This is a genomic window from Halobacteriovorax sp. DPLXC-1 (assembly GCF_036903125.1).
Taxonomy (GTDB): domain Bacteria; phylum Bdellovibrionota; class Bacteriovoracia; order Bacteriovoracales; family Bacteriovoracaceae; genus Halobacteriovorax_A; species Halobacteriovorax_A vibrionivorans.
Genome location: NZ_JAYMCO010000001.1, coordinates 668087 through 683731, shown reverse-complemented (window position 1 = coordinate 683731; position 15645 = coordinate 668087). Strand labels below are relative to the sequence as shown.

General features: G+C 35.1%; 14 protein-coding genes. 5 read left to right on the top strand and 9 right to left on the bottom strand.

Annotated elements, in window-relative coordinates; translation table 11 throughout:
• Positions 1-7 precede the first annotated feature (7 nt).
• Both VCM44_RS03325 and VCM44_RS03320 read right to left on the bottom strand, forming a co-directional pair.
• On the bottom strand, positions 8-703 hold the full coding sequence (locus VCM44_RS03325) for a potassium channel family protein (protein ID WP_114705609.1): 696 nt from the start codon (positions 701-703) through the stop codon (positions 8-10).
• Positions 704-733: 30 nt separating this feature from the next.
• The gene (locus tag VCM44_RS03320) at positions 734-2464 is read right to left on the bottom strand and encodes a TrkH family potassium uptake protein (protein WP_158536751.1); all 1731 of its coding nucleotides are present in this window, start codon (positions 2462-2464) and stop codon (positions 734-736) included.
• Positions 2465-2529: 65 nt separating this feature from the next.
• On the opposite strand from VCM44_RS03320, the gene VCM44_RS03315 reads away from it, so the two are divergent.
• From VCM44_RS03315 to VCM44_RS03305, 3 genes are all read left to right on the top strand, one after another.
• On the top strand, positions 2530-3687 hold the full coding sequence (locus tag VCM44_RS03315; protein ID WP_334678012.1) for a class I SAM-dependent RNA methyltransferase: 1158 nt from the start codon (positions 2530-2532) through the stop codon (positions 3685-3687).
• A gap of 87 nt (positions 3688-3774) precedes the next feature.
• Entirely contained in the window at positions 3775-4578 is an 804-nt protein-coding gene (locus tag VCM44_RS03310; RefSeq protein ID WP_114705612.1) for a tetratricopeptide repeat protein, read from the top strand.
• 11 nt (positions 4579-4589) lie between these two features.
• Entirely contained in the window at positions 4590-5726 is a 1137-nt protein-coding gene (locus VCM44_RS03305; protein WP_334678011.1) for a helix-turn-helix domain-containing protein, read from the top strand.
• Between the two features lie 25 nt (positions 5727-5751).
• Here VCM44_RS03305 and VCM44_RS03300 read toward each other — a convergent pair whose 3' ends face one another.
• Positions 5752-6930: an LptF/LptG family permease gene (locus tag VCM44_RS03300; protein ID WP_334678010.1), complete on the bottom strand. Its 1179-nt coding sequence runs from the start codon at positions 6928-6930 to the stop codon at positions 5752-5754.
• Positions 6931-7029: 99 nt separating this feature from the next.
• Between VCM44_RS03300 and VCM44_RS03295 the strand changes: the two genes are divergently transcribed.
• Both VCM44_RS03295 and VCM44_RS03290 read left to right on the top strand, forming a co-directional pair.
• Complete coding sequence (locus VCM44_RS03295) at positions 7030-8538, top strand: leucyl aminopeptidase (protein ID WP_334678009.1); 1509 nt, start codon at positions 7030-7032, stop codon at positions 8536-8538.
• 9 nt (positions 8539-8547) lie between these two features.
• Positions 8548-9024, top strand: coding sequence for a tRNA (cytidine(34)-2'-O)-methyltransferase (locus tag VCM44_RS03290; protein ID WP_120405394.1), 477 nt, complete (start codon positions 8548-8550; stop codon positions 9022-9024).
• Here the strand turns inward: VCM44_RS03290 and VCM44_RS03285 are convergent.
• From VCM44_RS03285 to VCM44_RS03260, 6 genes are all read right to left on the bottom strand, one after another.
• Positions 9021-10016 (bottom strand): hypothetical protein, encoded by a 996-nt coding sequence (locus VCM44_RS03285; RefSeq protein ID WP_334678008.1) that lies wholly within the window; start codon positions 10014-10016, stop codon positions 9021-9023. The genes VCM44_RS03290 and VCM44_RS03285 overlap by 4 nt on opposite strands.
• 90 nt (positions 10017-10106) lie before the next feature.
• Positions 10107-11096, bottom strand: a complete 990-nt coding sequence (locus tag VCM44_RS03280) for a hypothetical protein (RefSeq protein WP_334678007.1) — start codon at positions 11094-11096, stop codon at positions 10107-10109.
• A 73-nt stretch (positions 11097-11169) separates the two neighbouring features.
• Positions 11170-12147: a hypothetical protein gene (locus tag VCM44_RS03275; RefSeq protein ID WP_334678006.1), complete on the bottom strand. Its 978-nt coding sequence runs from the start codon at positions 12145-12147 to the stop codon at positions 11170-11172.
• 73 nt (positions 12148-12220) lie between these two features.
• On the bottom strand, positions 12221-13081 hold the full coding sequence (locus VCM44_RS03270; RefSeq protein ID WP_334678005.1) for a hypothetical protein: 861 nt from the start codon (positions 13079-13081) through the stop codon (positions 12221-12223).
• A 151-nt stretch (positions 13082-13232) separates the two neighbouring features.
• Complete coding sequence (locus tag VCM44_RS03265) at positions 13233-14234, bottom strand: hypothetical protein (protein ID WP_334678004.1); 1002 nt, start codon at positions 14232-14234, stop codon at positions 13233-13235.
• 169 nt (positions 14235-14403) lie between these two features.
• Complete coding sequence (locus VCM44_RS03260; RefSeq protein ID WP_334678003.1) at positions 14404-15588, bottom strand: hypothetical protein; 1185 nt, start codon at positions 15586-15588, stop codon at positions 14404-14406.
• Positions 15589-15645: the final 57 nt, after the last annotated feature.

The window sequence follows — 15645 nt, the reverse complement described above, 5'->3', positions numbered from 1 at the left end:
TTCCCCTTTATGCGTCTTCTAAATCCGCAAAAAGCTTATTAAAATTCTTCTCACTACCTACCAGAACAACGATGTCATCTGACTCGATAATATCCATCGGCATCGGACAATCGTTAATCTCCATACGATAAGCAGACTTACCGTCTTCAGTGATATATGGAACTTTCTTTTGAAGAGCGACAATATTGAGTGAGTAATTCTGACGAATCTTACTTTCAACAAGTGTCTTTCCTTCAAATTTCTTTCCTAACTTAAGTTCGACAATAGAATAACCAGCAGCAAAGTTATAACGTTGAAGAACATGAGGTGCGATGATTTTTGAAGCGACAATCTCACCCATCTCCTCTTCAACCTTAATAATTTCAGAGGCCCCAATTTCATGCAAAACGTGCTCATGTAGTTTTGAAGTGGCACGAGCAATAACTCGACCAACACCCAGTTTACGAAGCATTGTTACGGCCATAATTGACATTTGAATATTATCCCCAATGGCAACTACCGCTGTATCAACATCGGAAATATTTACTGAACGTAGAGATCTTTCGTCTGTTACATCAAGTGAAACAGCGTGAGTTGTACGGTCTTTAATCTTATCAACTAATTCATCATTCTTATCAATTGCAATAACTTCTGCGCCTTTTTCAAAAAGACCAACAGCAGTTTTTGCTCCGAATGTTCCTAGCCCAATTACAGCTACTAGCATGTATATTCCTTTATTCTAATAAATTCTATTTTAACCAATCATTATTCTTCCGTCAGGATAGTCTAATTTACCTGAGTATTTCTGTCTTTCACCAATTGCTAAAATTAATGTTAATGGACCAATACGTCCAATTAGCATGAGAAATGAAATTGCCAATTTCCCTGCCATTGTTAAAAACGGTGTAACACCTAAAGTAAGCCCGACTGTCCCACCAGCACTTAGTACTTCAAAAAATAAAGGTAAGAAGTTTTGATTTGGTTCAATTTTCATCATAATAAAGATGAAAGCTGTTGATACAACAATTGAAATAAACATCAGGGCCGTTGCACGAACAACAACTGGGCCAGCAATCTTACGATCAAACATCATAACGTTCTTATCACCTTTAAGTGTCGATATAATTGATTGAACAAGAATTGCAAGAGTTGTGGTCTTAACCCCACCAGCAGTTGAACCAGGCGATCCACCAATGAACATAAACATGGCCATCATATATATTGTATATGAATGTAAGTTTGTTAGTGGAATTGTATTAAATCCAGCAGTTCTTAATGTTACAGACTGGAAAGTTGCAATCTGTATTTTTTCCCAAAGATTGTAACCATCTAGTGCTCCAAGGAATTCTCCAAAGAAAATAAAGATAGCACCACCAACAGTTAAGGCAAAAGAAGTAATTAGAACAACTTTTGTGTGCATTCCAAGACGGACAATTGTCTTTTCTCGAGTCACAACTTGTTTAAGTTCCTTTAGTGCAATAAATCCAATCCCACCTAAGGTAATCAAGATTGAAATCGTCCCATGGATAAGAGGATTCGTTGCATAATTTTCTAATGAGTTATCAAAGAGAGCAAATCCAGCATTACAAAATGCCGAAATACTGTGGAAAAACCCATTATATAAAGCATCTCCAAATTCAAATCCTTCAAATGTGAAACCTATCGTTAAAATGATGGCACCCCATAATTCGATAATGAATGTGTATTTAACAATACTAATAATCATTGCCACAAGTTCTTCTAAAGATGAAACATCTAAAAGGTCTTGCATGATGATACGATCCTTCATTTTTAAAGATCGTCCTAGCACGATGGCCATTGAAGAATATAAAGTCATGATGGATAGACCACCAATTTGAATGAGTCCTAGAATTATAAACTGCCCAAACATACTAAAGCTTGTTTTAGTACTAAGAGTGGCCAGCCCCGTAACACAAGTAGCTGAAGTTGCCGTAAATAGTGCATCGACAAAACTAATCGAATTACCATCAGCAGCGGCCATTGGAAGCATTAATAAGAATGTACCAACTAAGATAACTCCACCAAAGGTAAAGAGAACCCACTGGGCAGACGTTAGTTTTATCTTATTCTTTATTGCTTCAAAACGATTAGCATAAACCCGAGGGGCCTGTTCTCCCCCATCATCATATAAAGATAAAATTGTTGATAGCAAGTGAGCACTTGCGAGTAAATATGTAAACTCAACATCTCCCCAGGTAATTAAACAGGGGATGAAAACTAAGAGGGAGAAGACGTAGCGCCTAAAGAAGTCCTCTCCGTTTTTTGATTCAATAATATTTTTTAAAACAGTAAGAGCAATAGCAATAGGAACAACCCAGACCATGAGGTCTAGAGTGTTAGTGATAAACTTTTGATTCCAAGTAGCCGGTATCTTCTTATTACTATATAAGGTGTATAAGAGGATAAAACTTCCATTAAAAAAAAGTTCAAACAAGAATGACAATTTTTGTAATAATGATGCCATATTATTTAATAATATTACTAATTTAGCTAAGTTGATACTTATAGCAGATTGAGACATATTTTCCTATGAAGAAAAGAACGAAACCTAACAAATCACTCAAGTTTCAAAAATTTGATGTGAATTTTAAAGTCGAACATATCGACTCTATTGGACAAGGTGTTTCAAAACTCGAAGACAAAATAACATTTATTCAAAAATGCCTCCCCAATGAAGAGGGTGTCGCTGAAGTCTATAAAGCAAAAAAGAATATTCAATTTGCAAAGCTAAAGCATATTGATAAAGCTTCTCCAATTAGAGAAGAATCCAAGTGTCCTTATTTCAACGAATGTGGTGGATGTCACTTCCTACACACTAGTTACGACGATGAACTAGAATTTAAAAGACAAGCATTCCTGGATAATTTTTCACGTCAGTATAAGATTGATTTATCTCAATTACTCAAGGTTCATAAGGCAAGTGAAAGGTATCAATATCGTAATCGTATTCAACTTCACTATAATAAGAAGACTAATTCGCTAGGTTTTTTCAATGAGGACAATACTAAAATCATCTCTATTGATAAATGTCTCATGGCTAATGAAAATGTAAACAATGCCCTATTCTCTCTTAAAGAAAATTGGCAAAAAGAAGCAAATAGACCCAAAGGGCATGTCGAAATATTTGAAAGAGATGGTAAAGTCTTAAAAACATATGACTCAAGATATTCTGCTCAAGGATTCTTACAAGTTAATCCACCAATGAATCAGAGACTTCTCGAGCTTATTGAAGGGCACATGAGACAGTTTACAGACTCGAACTCAACAACTGTCGATCTATTTGGTGGAAATGGTAATTTAACAAAATCACTAAACCATAGAAGTATTGTTATTGATGCAACACCAGCTAAGTATATAAAGCTTCAAAACCAAAAGACTCAAGAATATCATGAAGTTGATATTTACAACTCATCAGCAATAGAACAGTTAAAGAAATTGAATGTTGAAGAGGTCGATCTCTTAGTAATAGACCCTCCCAGAAGTGGACTTAAAAATATCGATGAATACACTAAGTTATTTAAACCAAAATATATCATTTACGTAAGCTGTAACAATCAAACTCTTGCTCGAGATACTGCAAAAATTTTAGCAGAATATGATGTCCAAGAGGCCCATCTATTTGACTTTTTCCCCGGTACCCGACACTTTGAATCGGTTAATATTTTTAAACATAGGAAAGCTTTGTAAGTTCTTAGATTAACGTTGTAAAGAATCGTTAAAACAATTACAATTAAAGTAGTCTAACCACGATAACTATTAACATTTGGCGTATTTATGAGAAAAAGAAATTCCCTACTTTTCATTGTAATTAGTTTAGTTTTTCTGATGACTTCATGTTCATCAGGACAAAAAGATAATTCAGATAAAAAAGCAGAACTTTTTTATACTTATGGAACTCAAAAAATGATTGATCAGGAATACTCTCAAGCATTAGAAGCTTTAGAAAATGCCAATCAATTAAAACCAAATGATACCAAAACTCTTAACAACCTTGGACTAGCCTACTTCTTCAAAGATCGTCCAGAAAAGGCAAAGAGATTAATTCTTAAAGCAATTGAAATTGATCCAAAAAATTCTGATGCAAGAAATAATCTTGCTTCAATCTATTTTAAAGAAGGAAAGATTGATTTAGCTGAAAAGCAATACAAGGAAGTTTTAAAAGATCTAGTCTATCGCTACACATACAGAGTTAAGTACAACCTTTCATTAATTGAACTTAAAAGAGGAAATAAGCAAAAGGCCAAGGACTACCTAAAAGAAGTTCTGGGCTACACACTAGACTATTGTCCTGCTCCTTATCAACTAGGTATTCTATTACATGAAGAAGGTAAGATTGCTGAAGCAATTAAAAACTTTAATATTGCTAAGACTGGGAAGTGTAAAGACCAACCAGCAGCATATTTTGAGTTAGGAAAAGTTTATCAAACACTAGGTGAAGAAGAGAAAGCAATTGCTGAATTTAATCACATTATTGAAGCATTCCCTCGCACACAATACGCCAAGAGAAGTTTAAAATTTAAAAATAAATTAATGAAAAAAATCTATTATTCAAAGAAAAATAAGAATAACAATCTTTAAAAAGGCGTTATATGGAACAGGATGTTGCAAAAGAAGCCCAGACAAATGAAGAGATGAATAGAGATACTTTAGGCTCTTATCTCAAAAAAGCCAGAGAAGAGAAGAAGCTAGGAATTGAAGCTGTCTCAAGTCATACACGTATTAATATCACAAACCTTTCTGCACTAGAAGCTGATGATGTTAATCGTCTACCAAATATTGCGTACGTACGTGGCTTTGTTAAAACTCTTTCTAAGACTTATGATATCGACGAAAATAAGGCCATTAATCTTCTTGAAGAATTATATGGCCAATCATCAAGTAGTAGTAAACAACAATTAGAAGCAGAAGACTTTCCTCAGGCACAAGTTGAAAGGAAACAAGACTTAAAACCAAAGAGTTTTGAGTTCTCTGACTCATTAAAATATAAAGTTATTAGTCTCGTTGGTTTAATTTCAATTGGTATTTTTATCTATATCAATATCAATAAGAGTAAAGAGGTCGATTCTCAAGATACTTCCAAAGAAGTTGTCCTTAAAACTAAGGCAATTGAAACAACACAAGAGCCGCCGGTAGAAGAAACTCCTCAAGAAGAAACTCAAGTTGCTCAAGAAGAGACTGCGGCCGTTGAAGCTAATGTTGAAGAGAAAGAAGAAGTTGCTGCTGTTGAAACAAAGGTCCCAGAAGAAGAAAAAACGACTGAGAAAAAAGAAGAAGCGCTAAAAGAAATAAACTTCTACAACTTACCTTCTCCTCTTTTTGGATTTAAAGAAATTTCAGATGAAGAAAGAAATGAGTTAATTCCTGAAAACATAAGAAACTCTTACGAAGACGATATGCAAAATGTCTTTTTGAGATCAACTTCAGGTGATTCTTGGGTCGTTTACAAAAAAGATGATGAGCCTATAAAAGCATTTACACTTAAAGAAGGTAGATATGTTTTTATAAAAGGCCAACGCGTGATTGTTAGACTTGGGAATATCAATGCTATGCACGTATTTTATAATAATGATCTACTTGGTATGACATCTCGTTCAGGTGTAAAAAGTTTAGTTTTTCCTGTAGAAATTGCAAAAGAATATAAGCTACCACTATTCATATTTAATAAAGACGGATCATTTCAAACATCTAAAGAATATATTGAAGCTCAAAAGAAGTCTGAAGAGTAATCTTCAGGCTTTTTCATTAACTCTCCTAAGAATTCCAATCTAGCTTTTTATAAAATCTCATTCCTATAAATGCTGTAATAATAGCAGGTGTGAATAGAATAAATGGTATGGCCACATCTGATTTTTTGGCTAATGAAATACCTGAAAAATATAGGCCATAGTAAAAAATCGTAATAAATAAGGCCATAGCACTAGTATTCTTAGTTGCACCACGCCCTTTCTTAACTCCAAAGACGAAACCTAATAGAGCAAAGACCACACATTGAATCGGAACAGTGAAGCGTCCCCAGTATTCAATATAGCCCTTTCTTAAGTCACTTGAGAGATTATTACGGGCTCTCTTATTCTCTGTCTTATTGCGCTTATTCTTTAGCTTACGAAGATGTCTTCTAAGTTCTGTTGAAGACATCATACTTGCTTTATTTACTGACTTAACCGAAAAGCTTGAAACAATTGGATATTCATATTTTTCAAATAGAATCTTTTCGACTTCATTACCATCTTTATCTAAGGTGACAATACTTCCATCATAGAAATCAAATTGAATATTCATCGATTGAGCAGCATCAGACTTTGGCTTATTTAAAATTCCTTTTTTTGCCATAATAAGCTTATCAACATCTTTATTAGAAGTGATTTTAAGAAAGACACCATCTAATATCTTCCCATCGTCTTGCACATCTTCAGCAAAGAGAATAACTCCTGGAATATCTGTAAAGAACTGCTCCTTCTTAATGTCTGTCAGAACACCCTTTGAGCCAAGTTGACGAAACTCATTTCTAAAGATCTTCTTAGAGGTCGGTACTAAATTCGTATTTAATACGACAACGGAACAAGCTATGAGAATAGAGATAATAAAATAAGGAAAGAATATTCGATGCTTATTTATTCCCATCGATCTTAATGCAACAATCTCACTATCTTCACTTAATTTATTGAGTGTGTAGATCATGGCAAATAGAATTGATAAAGGAGTGGCCATTGGAATAAAACTCATAGAGATGTGGCCCAAGATCTCCATAAACTGCATTATACTTACGCCTTTCTTAGTAACAACTCTCATAAATCTAAATAGTTGGGTTGTTAAAAGGAAGGCCACAAAGAATGTTAGACTCATCGCAAAAGGGACAATAAAGTTTGACGCAAGATATCTTTGAAATATCTTATTTGGAATTAGGTCTTTAATGCGAGCAAACTGATTCATGAACACCCTTGCCGACTATTGTCATTCTTTGTCTTTTTGTATACTTACTGTTAGTTTATACCCTCTTAATTCACTTTGAAACCCCTTTAAGGAGCAAATATGAAATTCACTTTGAATTTAAACACTAAAGAAGTTTCAAGTGCTGATTGTTATGTCATCGGTGCTTACTCAAAAACAGAAACTAAAGGTAAAAAAGATGTATCAACTGTTGTTCTAACAGGTTGGCCAAAAGAGCTTAAAGCGACTTTTGAATCAATGAATAGTTCAGCTGATTACACAGGATCAAAAGGTTCAACTTATTCATTCAACCATTATGGAAGTGATGTTCTAGTTATTGGCCTTGGTGACAAAACAAAAATTACAACAGAAGACATTAGAAAAGAATTAGCAAAAGCATACAAAGCAGTTTCAAAATATAAGAAAGTAGCTGTTGCATTTGATACTTTCACTTTTAAATCTAAAAAAGAAGAATCTCTAGCAATTCTTGTTGAAGCATTTGAGATGACTGCTTATAAATTTGATAAGTATCTTTCAAAGTCAGAGTCTGCAAAATTAGAAGAAGTAATTCTTGATTCAGCAGATAAGGGAACTAAGAAAAAAGCTTTCCAAAAAGCAATCAAAGATGCTCAGCATGTAGCTGAATCAGTTAACGTTGCACGTGACTTTGTAAACGAGCCACCAAATGTTCTTCGCTCTACAGCTTATGCAAAAATGGTTCAAAAAGATGTAAAAGATATCCCAGGTGTAAAATGTAAAATCATGGGTAGAAAAGAACTACAAAAAGAGAATATGAACTTATTCCTTTCTGTAAATGATGGTTCTGCTTACGATGCTCAACTTGTACACCTAACTTACACTCCATCAAAAGCTACTAAAAACACAAAGCATATCGCTTTCGTTGGTAAAGGACTTGTTTTTGATACTGGTGGATATTCACTTAAGCCAGGTGGATCAATGATGAATATGAAGTTTGATATGGCCGGTTCTGCAACAGTATTTGCTGCATTCAGAGCTGCTGCACTTATGAAGCTTCCAGTAAAAATCACTTGTATCCTTGGTATGACTGATAATGCTGTAAACTCAAAAGCAACGATGCCAGATGCAATTGTAAAAGCAAGAAATGGTAAAACAGTTGAAATTTTAAATACAGATGCTGAAGGCCGTTTAGTTATGGCAGACTGTCTAGACTATGCATGTGACCTTAAACCAGATGCACTAATTGATGCTGCAACTCTTACAGGTGCTTGTCTAGTTGCTCTAGGAACAGAAGTTTGTGGTCTAATGTCTAACGATGACAAATTAGCAAATAATCTTCTAAAAGCATCTAAGTCTGCTGATGAATATATGTGGCAACTTCCAATTATCCCAGAATGGCAAAAAGATATGAAAGGAACAATTTCAGATCTTAAAAATATTGGTGGATCACGTTTTGGTGGAACTGCAAAAGCAGCAGCTTTCCTTCAAGAGTTCATTAAGAACGATGTAGCTTGGGCACACCTTGATATCGCAGGTGTTGGTGATTCTCAATCTCACCTACCATACTGTCCATCTAAAGGTGCATCTGGTGTAATCGTAAGATCACTAGTTGAATTCCTAAAGCAGAACTAAGAATTTAAAGTGAGTAAAGACGCAATTTTTAATATTGTTCTATACGCGCCTGATATTCCCGGTAATACCGGGAGTATTGGGCGTACTTGTATTGCCCTTGGAGCAAGACTTGTTTTAATTAAGCCCTATGGCTTTGATCTATCTGAAAAAGCAGTTAGACGAGCTGGACTTGATTATTGGAAGCATGTTGATGTTGCTGAATATGAAAACTGGGACGAGTTCTACCAAAAAGAGTCCCCTAAAGATGAAGACCTCTTCTTCTATACAAAGACAGCAAAAGAAAATCACTTCTATGGACGTGGTTATACTAAAGGGTGTTATCTTGTTTTTGGTTCTGAAACAAAGGGATTACCAAAGCATATCTTTGAAACTTTTCCCAATCGCCTATTTTGTCTTCCAATGTTCTCAGAACATGTTAGATCACTAAACCTTTCTAATGTTGCTACAGCAGTAGCTTATGAAGCATTAAGAAATATCTCTTATTAGAAAGCGTAACCTGCATCAACTGTAAATTTAAATAAGTCGATATCATTTGAATTTCCAGAGATGATGATGTCTCCACTAATCAACTTCTCAAATCCAAAAGTTACATCAAGGCCATCTTCACGATAACCAAAATCAAAACTTAATAGCTGGCTTGAGACCTCAGCATTATTTAACTCGATCTTTTGTAGTCGAAAACCAGGTGTTAGATAAATGAATTTCGTTATTAAATATTCGAAGTCAAAAGAGAAATCATAGCGATTATAGTCTCCACTTTCATAGCCTCCATCGCCATATTCATACTCCAAATCAGTATCAAATTCCATATTATGAAAACGTCTTGTTCCACCAATAAAAACTTCCATTCGATCACCACGAGAAAGTTCAAGGCTCTTAGTTTTAAAACTTATTCCAGCTTCAAAAGAGAGAACTTCATCTAAATAACCTGTTCCAAACGTTATATCAGAATAATAACCATGTTGATCTGATCTAGGCTTAACGTATTTGTAAGCACCTCCAAAAACGATTCTTTCATAATTAAAAGTAGTGGATGCCTCAACTTCGTAACGATTAAAGTTTTTCTTATTACCTAGATTTGAATCATTTTCTAAATTTCGATAGCCCAAACCAAAAGAGAACATATCAATAGGCCTAAAGCCTAAGAGCAATGTTGCCTCTCGACGATAGCCGACTTCAGTAAGTATAGGCTCCGTTTCTCCAAAGCTTGCATTTTCACTATATCCGAATTCAACAGAGAGCCACCTATTAGCGAAAGCTCCATTAATATCAAAGTCAGATGAGTCTAGATCATCAATTCCTTCAATTTCAGCATCATAACCAAATGTGGCCACATCAAGATATGAGCGTCTTTCGTTTGCCACCGCCATGGATGAAGAATTACGAGTTTTCATATCTTTTGAGACTTCTGGCATAATGCGATTAGCGAAAACACTTAATTGCGTAAGAACTAAAAAACTTAAAATCTTTTTACTCATAATCCTTCCTTAAGATATTAATTCCATCTTAAGGCATAAAAAAAGGGAGGCATAGCCTCCCATATCTTAATTTTTATTATTTTATACTTGTTAAAATAAGTAGGCGATATTTAGACCAAGTCCTAAACCATCGTAATCAATATCATTCTTCTCACTTACAAAGATGTAATCCACGGCCAAGGTAGCATCTAAATTATCTCTGCGATAACCAAAATCATTTCCAATTTTTACTAACGAAGTATCTTCTGAAGTACCAGGCGCGTTACTAGAATCATACGCTAGTCCAGGTGTTAAATAGAAGTTATTCGATACTAAGAATTCAGCTTCAATTTCAAACTCTAAAGAAGTGTAATTATTTCCATCTGTCGTATTACCATCATCTTTAAAATAATTTCCAAAACCAAACTTAAAACTTCCATCTACTTCAACACTTCCAATTAACTTAGTCATATTACTAAAGATAGAAAAACGTTTACCTCTTGTAAGATCATCAGAGCCTTCAGTCATCAACTGGACTCCGGCTTCTACGATATCGTTCTTTTCCTTTTGCCCCATACCTGCCGTAAGAATAAAATATCCACCATCTAAGTTTGTTTCATCAACTTCACGATATGCAATAGAGCCACCAAATACAACTCCATCAAATATAAGAGTTCCACCAGCTTCTACTTTCTTAGCATCAACGCCCAGTTCATATTCATCTTGCAGATATCCGAGTCCAAGAGTCATTTTATTACTTAAACGATAACCTAATAATAAAGATGAAAGATCACTACTTGATTGAGTAACTCCTAATTCGGACTTTGCAAACTGAGTTTCTAATTGAGCTGAGAAGTCACTTGTTGAAAAAGAACCAAAAGCACCTGGCGTAGTTATATCGTAATCAGTATTACTTCCACCATCCTCTTTAAGGTCGCTATAATCATATGTTAATCCAGCAAAGCTTCGAGTATCTCTTGAGACGGCCAAGACTGATGAATTAAGAGTTTTTCCATCACGAGACATTTCAGGTAAGAAGAAATTCGCCTCTGCTTGAAGGGCCATTATTAATAGTGCACTTAGAATAAAAATATATTTCAAAATATCCCCCAAAAAAATAAGGGGAGACTACTGTCTCCCCTACCTATCTTCAATAATACATATTTTTATTCAATTAGAAAACGTGACCTACGTTAATATTGAAACCAAGTCCGTCAATATCTTCTCCACTCATTTCTCCTGAAACGATATAACCAAGGCCAAATGTGGCATCTAGACCCTTACCATTACGGTAACCAAAGTCTGTATTCAGTGCCATCGTTTTATAATCAGCTGATGTTTGAGGACGATCGATTGAATAATATTCAAATCCTGGTGTAATATAGAATGTTGGATTTACTAAGTATTCAGCATCAAAACTAGCATAGATCTCAGTATAATCATTATCTGTAGTCACATCTCTTTGATTATCTCCGTATTCGTAATAAAGAGATCCATCAAACTCCCATAATCCAGTGATATAAGTTGTATTTCCAAATACTCTAAGACGACTTCCGACAATTACATCATCTTCTCCTTCAGTCTTATAAACGATCCCTGTCTCCCAACTTAAGTCTTTCTTGGCCGCTCCAAAGGCACCTGTTAATTCAAGGTATGATCCTTCTGCGGTAATCGCATCGATATTATGTTTCGTAATTGTCCCACCAAGTACTGTACCGTTTACAAGAAGTGTTCCACCGATCGTTAGAGCAGTATCATCCGTTGTACTCGTTAGCTCATCAGAAATTAATCCAAAACCAATTGTTAATTTGTCATTAGCTCTAAATCCAGCAAGAATTGATAAATCAACATAATCAAGATCAGAAGTTGATGATTCATACTTTTGCATATTGTAGCCTAGTTCCATACTAAACTTACCGTTACTAAAACCACCATAAATCTCTGAAATAGCAACATCGACTTCATTAGATGCATCATCTTCAAATGTAGTTGAATTATAGTCACCATAGGCAAATGTTCGTGTTGACTGAGATACGGCCATAACTGATGTATTTCTAGTTTTTCCATCTCTAGAAATCTCTGGCATTAAAATATTTGCATAAGCTGATAGTGATAGTGCTGCTATTGCACTCAGTTTGAAAACTCTCTTCAAAACTTACTCCTTAAGTTAACTCAATTAAAACAATAGTTAAATTATACGTAAAGAACTGAAGAAAATAAATGTATTAGAAGAAATATGCAGCGTTAATTCTCCACTGTAGGCCATCACGTCTATCGTTATCAGAGATAACATAATCGAGTCCTGCAGTAGCATCGATTTGGTTAGCTCTATAACCGAAATCACCAGACATTCCTAAGTAGTCATCGTCATTATTTCCGACTTCCCTATAATTAAAGAAAACTCCTGGAGTTACATAAAATTCTTTTTGAATGAGTAATTCTGCATCAAAGTTTACATATAGTTCTGTAAACTCATCCCTTGTTTTGATTTCGATATCACCGTCGAGTTCGACATTGTTTACAACTTTGGTTGTTCCTGCAAATATACTGAGTAAATCATCTTCGTTATCATTAAGATCATAACGAATACCTGCTTCCCAACTTAGTTCTTCATCATCCTGACCTAAACCAGCAGTTAAAGTGAAGTTGTCATCTGCATTATCTCTAAAGTTAGCAGTTAGAGAGCCTGCAATAATTAAATTTTTAGAAATCGTTGATAGGCCAACTTCAACAGAAGGATCATCTATAAAGTCACTTGCTGAAGCTCCAATTGCTAAGGCCATCTTTTCACTAAAACGATAGCCTGCTTTAACATCATAAAAGTCATTATCAAAAAAGACATCATCGAAATCAACTTTGGCTTCAAATGAGAACTCATCAACATAAGCACCGCCAAAGAGCTGAACATTCTCCCCTAGATAATCTCCATCATAGGCTTGTGCTCCCACAAAGTTTCTCTTATCAAAAGCTACCGCTAATGCTGAGCGATTTAATGTTTTACCATCCCGTGAAGCCTCAGGAACAATTGTATTAGCAAATGCTGACGAGTAGATTAATGCCGCAAGTAACGTCCATGACTTTTTCACTTTGTACTCCTTAGATGAAATACATTTAATTATATACAAAGGACTTGAACTAGAAAGTTAAGATATTCTTTAGGGATATTATGGATACATACAAATAAGAAAGGGAGACCTAAGTCTCCCTTCCCATATATTCAAAATTTAAAAGATTAAATTAGAATAGGTAAGCTACGTTAACTTTCCATGCCATGTTGTCATAGTCAGTTGTAGTTGTACCGTTATCAACTTCGTTTGATAGTGAGTAATCAATACCAAAAGTAGCGTCGATTTTGTTCGCTCTGTAACCAAAGTCAGCAGAAAGAGCTAGATCAGTTGTTTCTGTTCCAGCTTCATCTTCAGATGAGTAAGAAAGACCTGGAGTTACATAGAACATTTTCCCTACTAGGAATTCAGCATCAAATCTAAGATCTAGGTTAGAGTAATCATTGTTACCAGTAGCAACTGCTTGGTTATCACCAGTTGTATAAGAAAGATCACCATCAAGTTCGATGTTGTTTACAACTTTTGTCATACCTGCAAAAAGTTTAAATCTTGATCCAACATTTAGATCTTCATCTTCTTCCATTGTGTAATCAAGACCTGCTTCCCAAGACATATTGTTTGCGTTTGAACCAACACCAACAATTAGGTTATTGAATGAACCATCAGTTGTACCTTGCTCATAAGAGTTGATACCAAAAGAAAGACCAAGAACTAGATCACCCATGTTGTATGAACCAGCAAGCTCAAGTCTTGAAGTATCTGTTTCAGTCCCTGCTTTATCTTCTTCGTTACCCATTGTGTAACCAAGACCTAAAGCGATTTCTTTATTGATTCTATAACCAGCTTTGAAACCATAGTCATTTGTATCTGTATCAGTTGTAGTACCTTGCTCTTCATTTGCCATGTTAAGGTCTGCTTCTACAGAGATCATTTTGTTTGCCCAACCACCATAAACATTCATGTTAGTTGTTTCTGTTTCAACTGAACCAGTAGTATCTGCTTCATTTGTTGTCATGTTGTACTCACCAGCAACGAAAGTTCTCATTTCTTGAGTAACAGCGATAGCTGAAGAGTTTTTAGTTTTTCCATCACGTGAAGTTTCTGGAACGATTGTGTTTGCAAATGCTGCAGAAGAAAGAACTGCCATTGCGATAATACCTGTCATTTTTTTCAAAACTTACTCCTTGTTTTGTTTTTATTCTAACTAGTAATCTAGTTCGTTTGAAAAATTAATTTATTAAATTATACCGTTTTTGTTTTCCTGTGCAATTTTTTTTTAATTTTTTTATAAAGGCCGTGGTTTTTGCATCCACGGCCTTCTTAATCATTTGTTTAAATTCAAATTAGAAGTTGTACTTCATTGCAACTCTTGAATCTGTGTCTTCACCGTTTGATCCAGTGTAAACATCAACATTAACAGTCTTGTAAGTTAAAGTAGCACCTACAGCAACTCTTGTAGTATTTTCAAATGAAGTTTCACCATTTGTGAAAGAACCATAGTAATTTGCCATAACTGCAGCACCTAGAGTATTACTTGCTCCACCAAGGATTGCATTTGAAAGATCTTTTGAATCTGCGTTTGAGTAAATAGATTGAGTTACAGAACCTCTTAGAGTTAGCCAATCAGTTGCTTTTGCTTCAGCACCAATTACTACTGGAAGATTCATTGTATCTAATGACGCCTTACCTGAAGCAGCATCTACTTCTACATTTAGCATTTGGAAAGCTGTTCTTGCGAAAACCATTCCACCATCAATTTTGTATTCTTTACCAGCACCAACTTCTAAGCGAGAGAATTCACCTTCTTCTTCGTTAGTAAGTCTTGTTTGATCCCAAGAAAAAGTTTTATAAGTACCGTATACTTTTGTATCTTGATTAAAAGTATAAGAACCACCAACTTGTACACCTAGAGTTCCATCAAACTTGTTACCAGTTGTTTTGTTTTCTGATTCAGACTGAAGAGAGATATTCGCATAACCTTCCCAGTTATCTTTATTAGCACCAAGTCTAATTGCCATAGCTGAATCATCCATTTCATTATTTGTTGAACCATCTAGACCAACAACATTTCTTTCTGATGATGCATAAGTAAATGAAGCACCCCAGTTAACACCAGCTTGACCAGCAATGAAAAGATCAATTTGGTTATCTGCTGATGCTAGGTAGTTAGCTGTAGCAGTTGGAGTTGATGAAATAATTCTTAAAGAAGTTGAAACATTTGATTCGTTTCCTAAGTAAACACCGTATGTGAATTTACCCATCTTTTTAAAGAATCCACCCATTGGCTTAGGGTCACCATCTGTATCAAGAGTTGATGATCCTGAACCAACCCCTTCTTCTCCATATTCTAATACAACCATGTCACCATAGTTATTTACGTATGAAGCGTTAGTGAAAATGTAACGATCATCCATTGTGTAGTAGTTGTCTTCAACTTCGTCACCAAGAGCAAGTAGTCTTGCTTTAGTTGCGTAAGCGCTTGTACTTAAAAGTGCTAGCGTAGCTGCTCCTAAAAATACCTTTTTCATATTCCTCTCCTTGAGTGAGTAAAAAAAATCCGTGTGTCGTCTTTATATGAAGAGACA

Bases quoted from the DNA above. Each gene is read 5' to 3' on its own strand.
- VCM44_RS03315 (WP_334678012.1), top strand. From the start codon at position 2,530: ATGAAGAAAAGAACGAAACCTAACAAATCACTCAAGTTTCAAAAATTT.
- VCM44_RS03305 (WP_334678011.1), top strand. From the start codon at position 4,590: ATGGAACAGGATGTTGCAAAAGAAGCCCAGACAAATGAAGAGATGAAT.
- VCM44_RS03325 (WP_114705609.1), bottom strand. From the start codon at position 703: ATGCTAGTAGCTGTAATTGGGCTAGGAACATTCGGAGCAAAAACTGCT.
- VCM44_RS03320 (WP_158536751.1), bottom strand. From the start codon at position 2,464: ATGGCATCATTATTACAAAAATTGTCATTCTTGTTTGAACTTTTTTTT.
- VCM44_RS03295 (WP_334678009.1), top strand. From the start codon at position 7,030: ATGAAATTCACTTTGAATTTAAACACTAAAGAAGTTTCAAGTGCTGAT.
- VCM44_RS03285 (WP_334678008.1), bottom strand. From the start codon at position 10,016: ATGAGTAAAAAGATTTTAAGTTTTTTAGTTCTTACGCAATTAAGTGTT.
- VCM44_RS03300 (WP_334678010.1), bottom strand. From the start codon at position 6,930: ATGAATCAGTTTGCTCGCATTAAAGACCTAATTCCAAATAAGATATTT.
- VCM44_RS03310 (WP_114705612.1), top strand. From the start codon at position 3,775: ATGAGAAAAAGAAATTCCCTACTTTTCATTGTAATTAGTTTAGTTTTT.
- VCM44_RS03260 (WP_334678003.1), bottom strand. From the start codon at position 15,588: ATGAAAAAGGTATTTTTAGGAGCAGCTACGCTAGCACTTTTAAGTACA.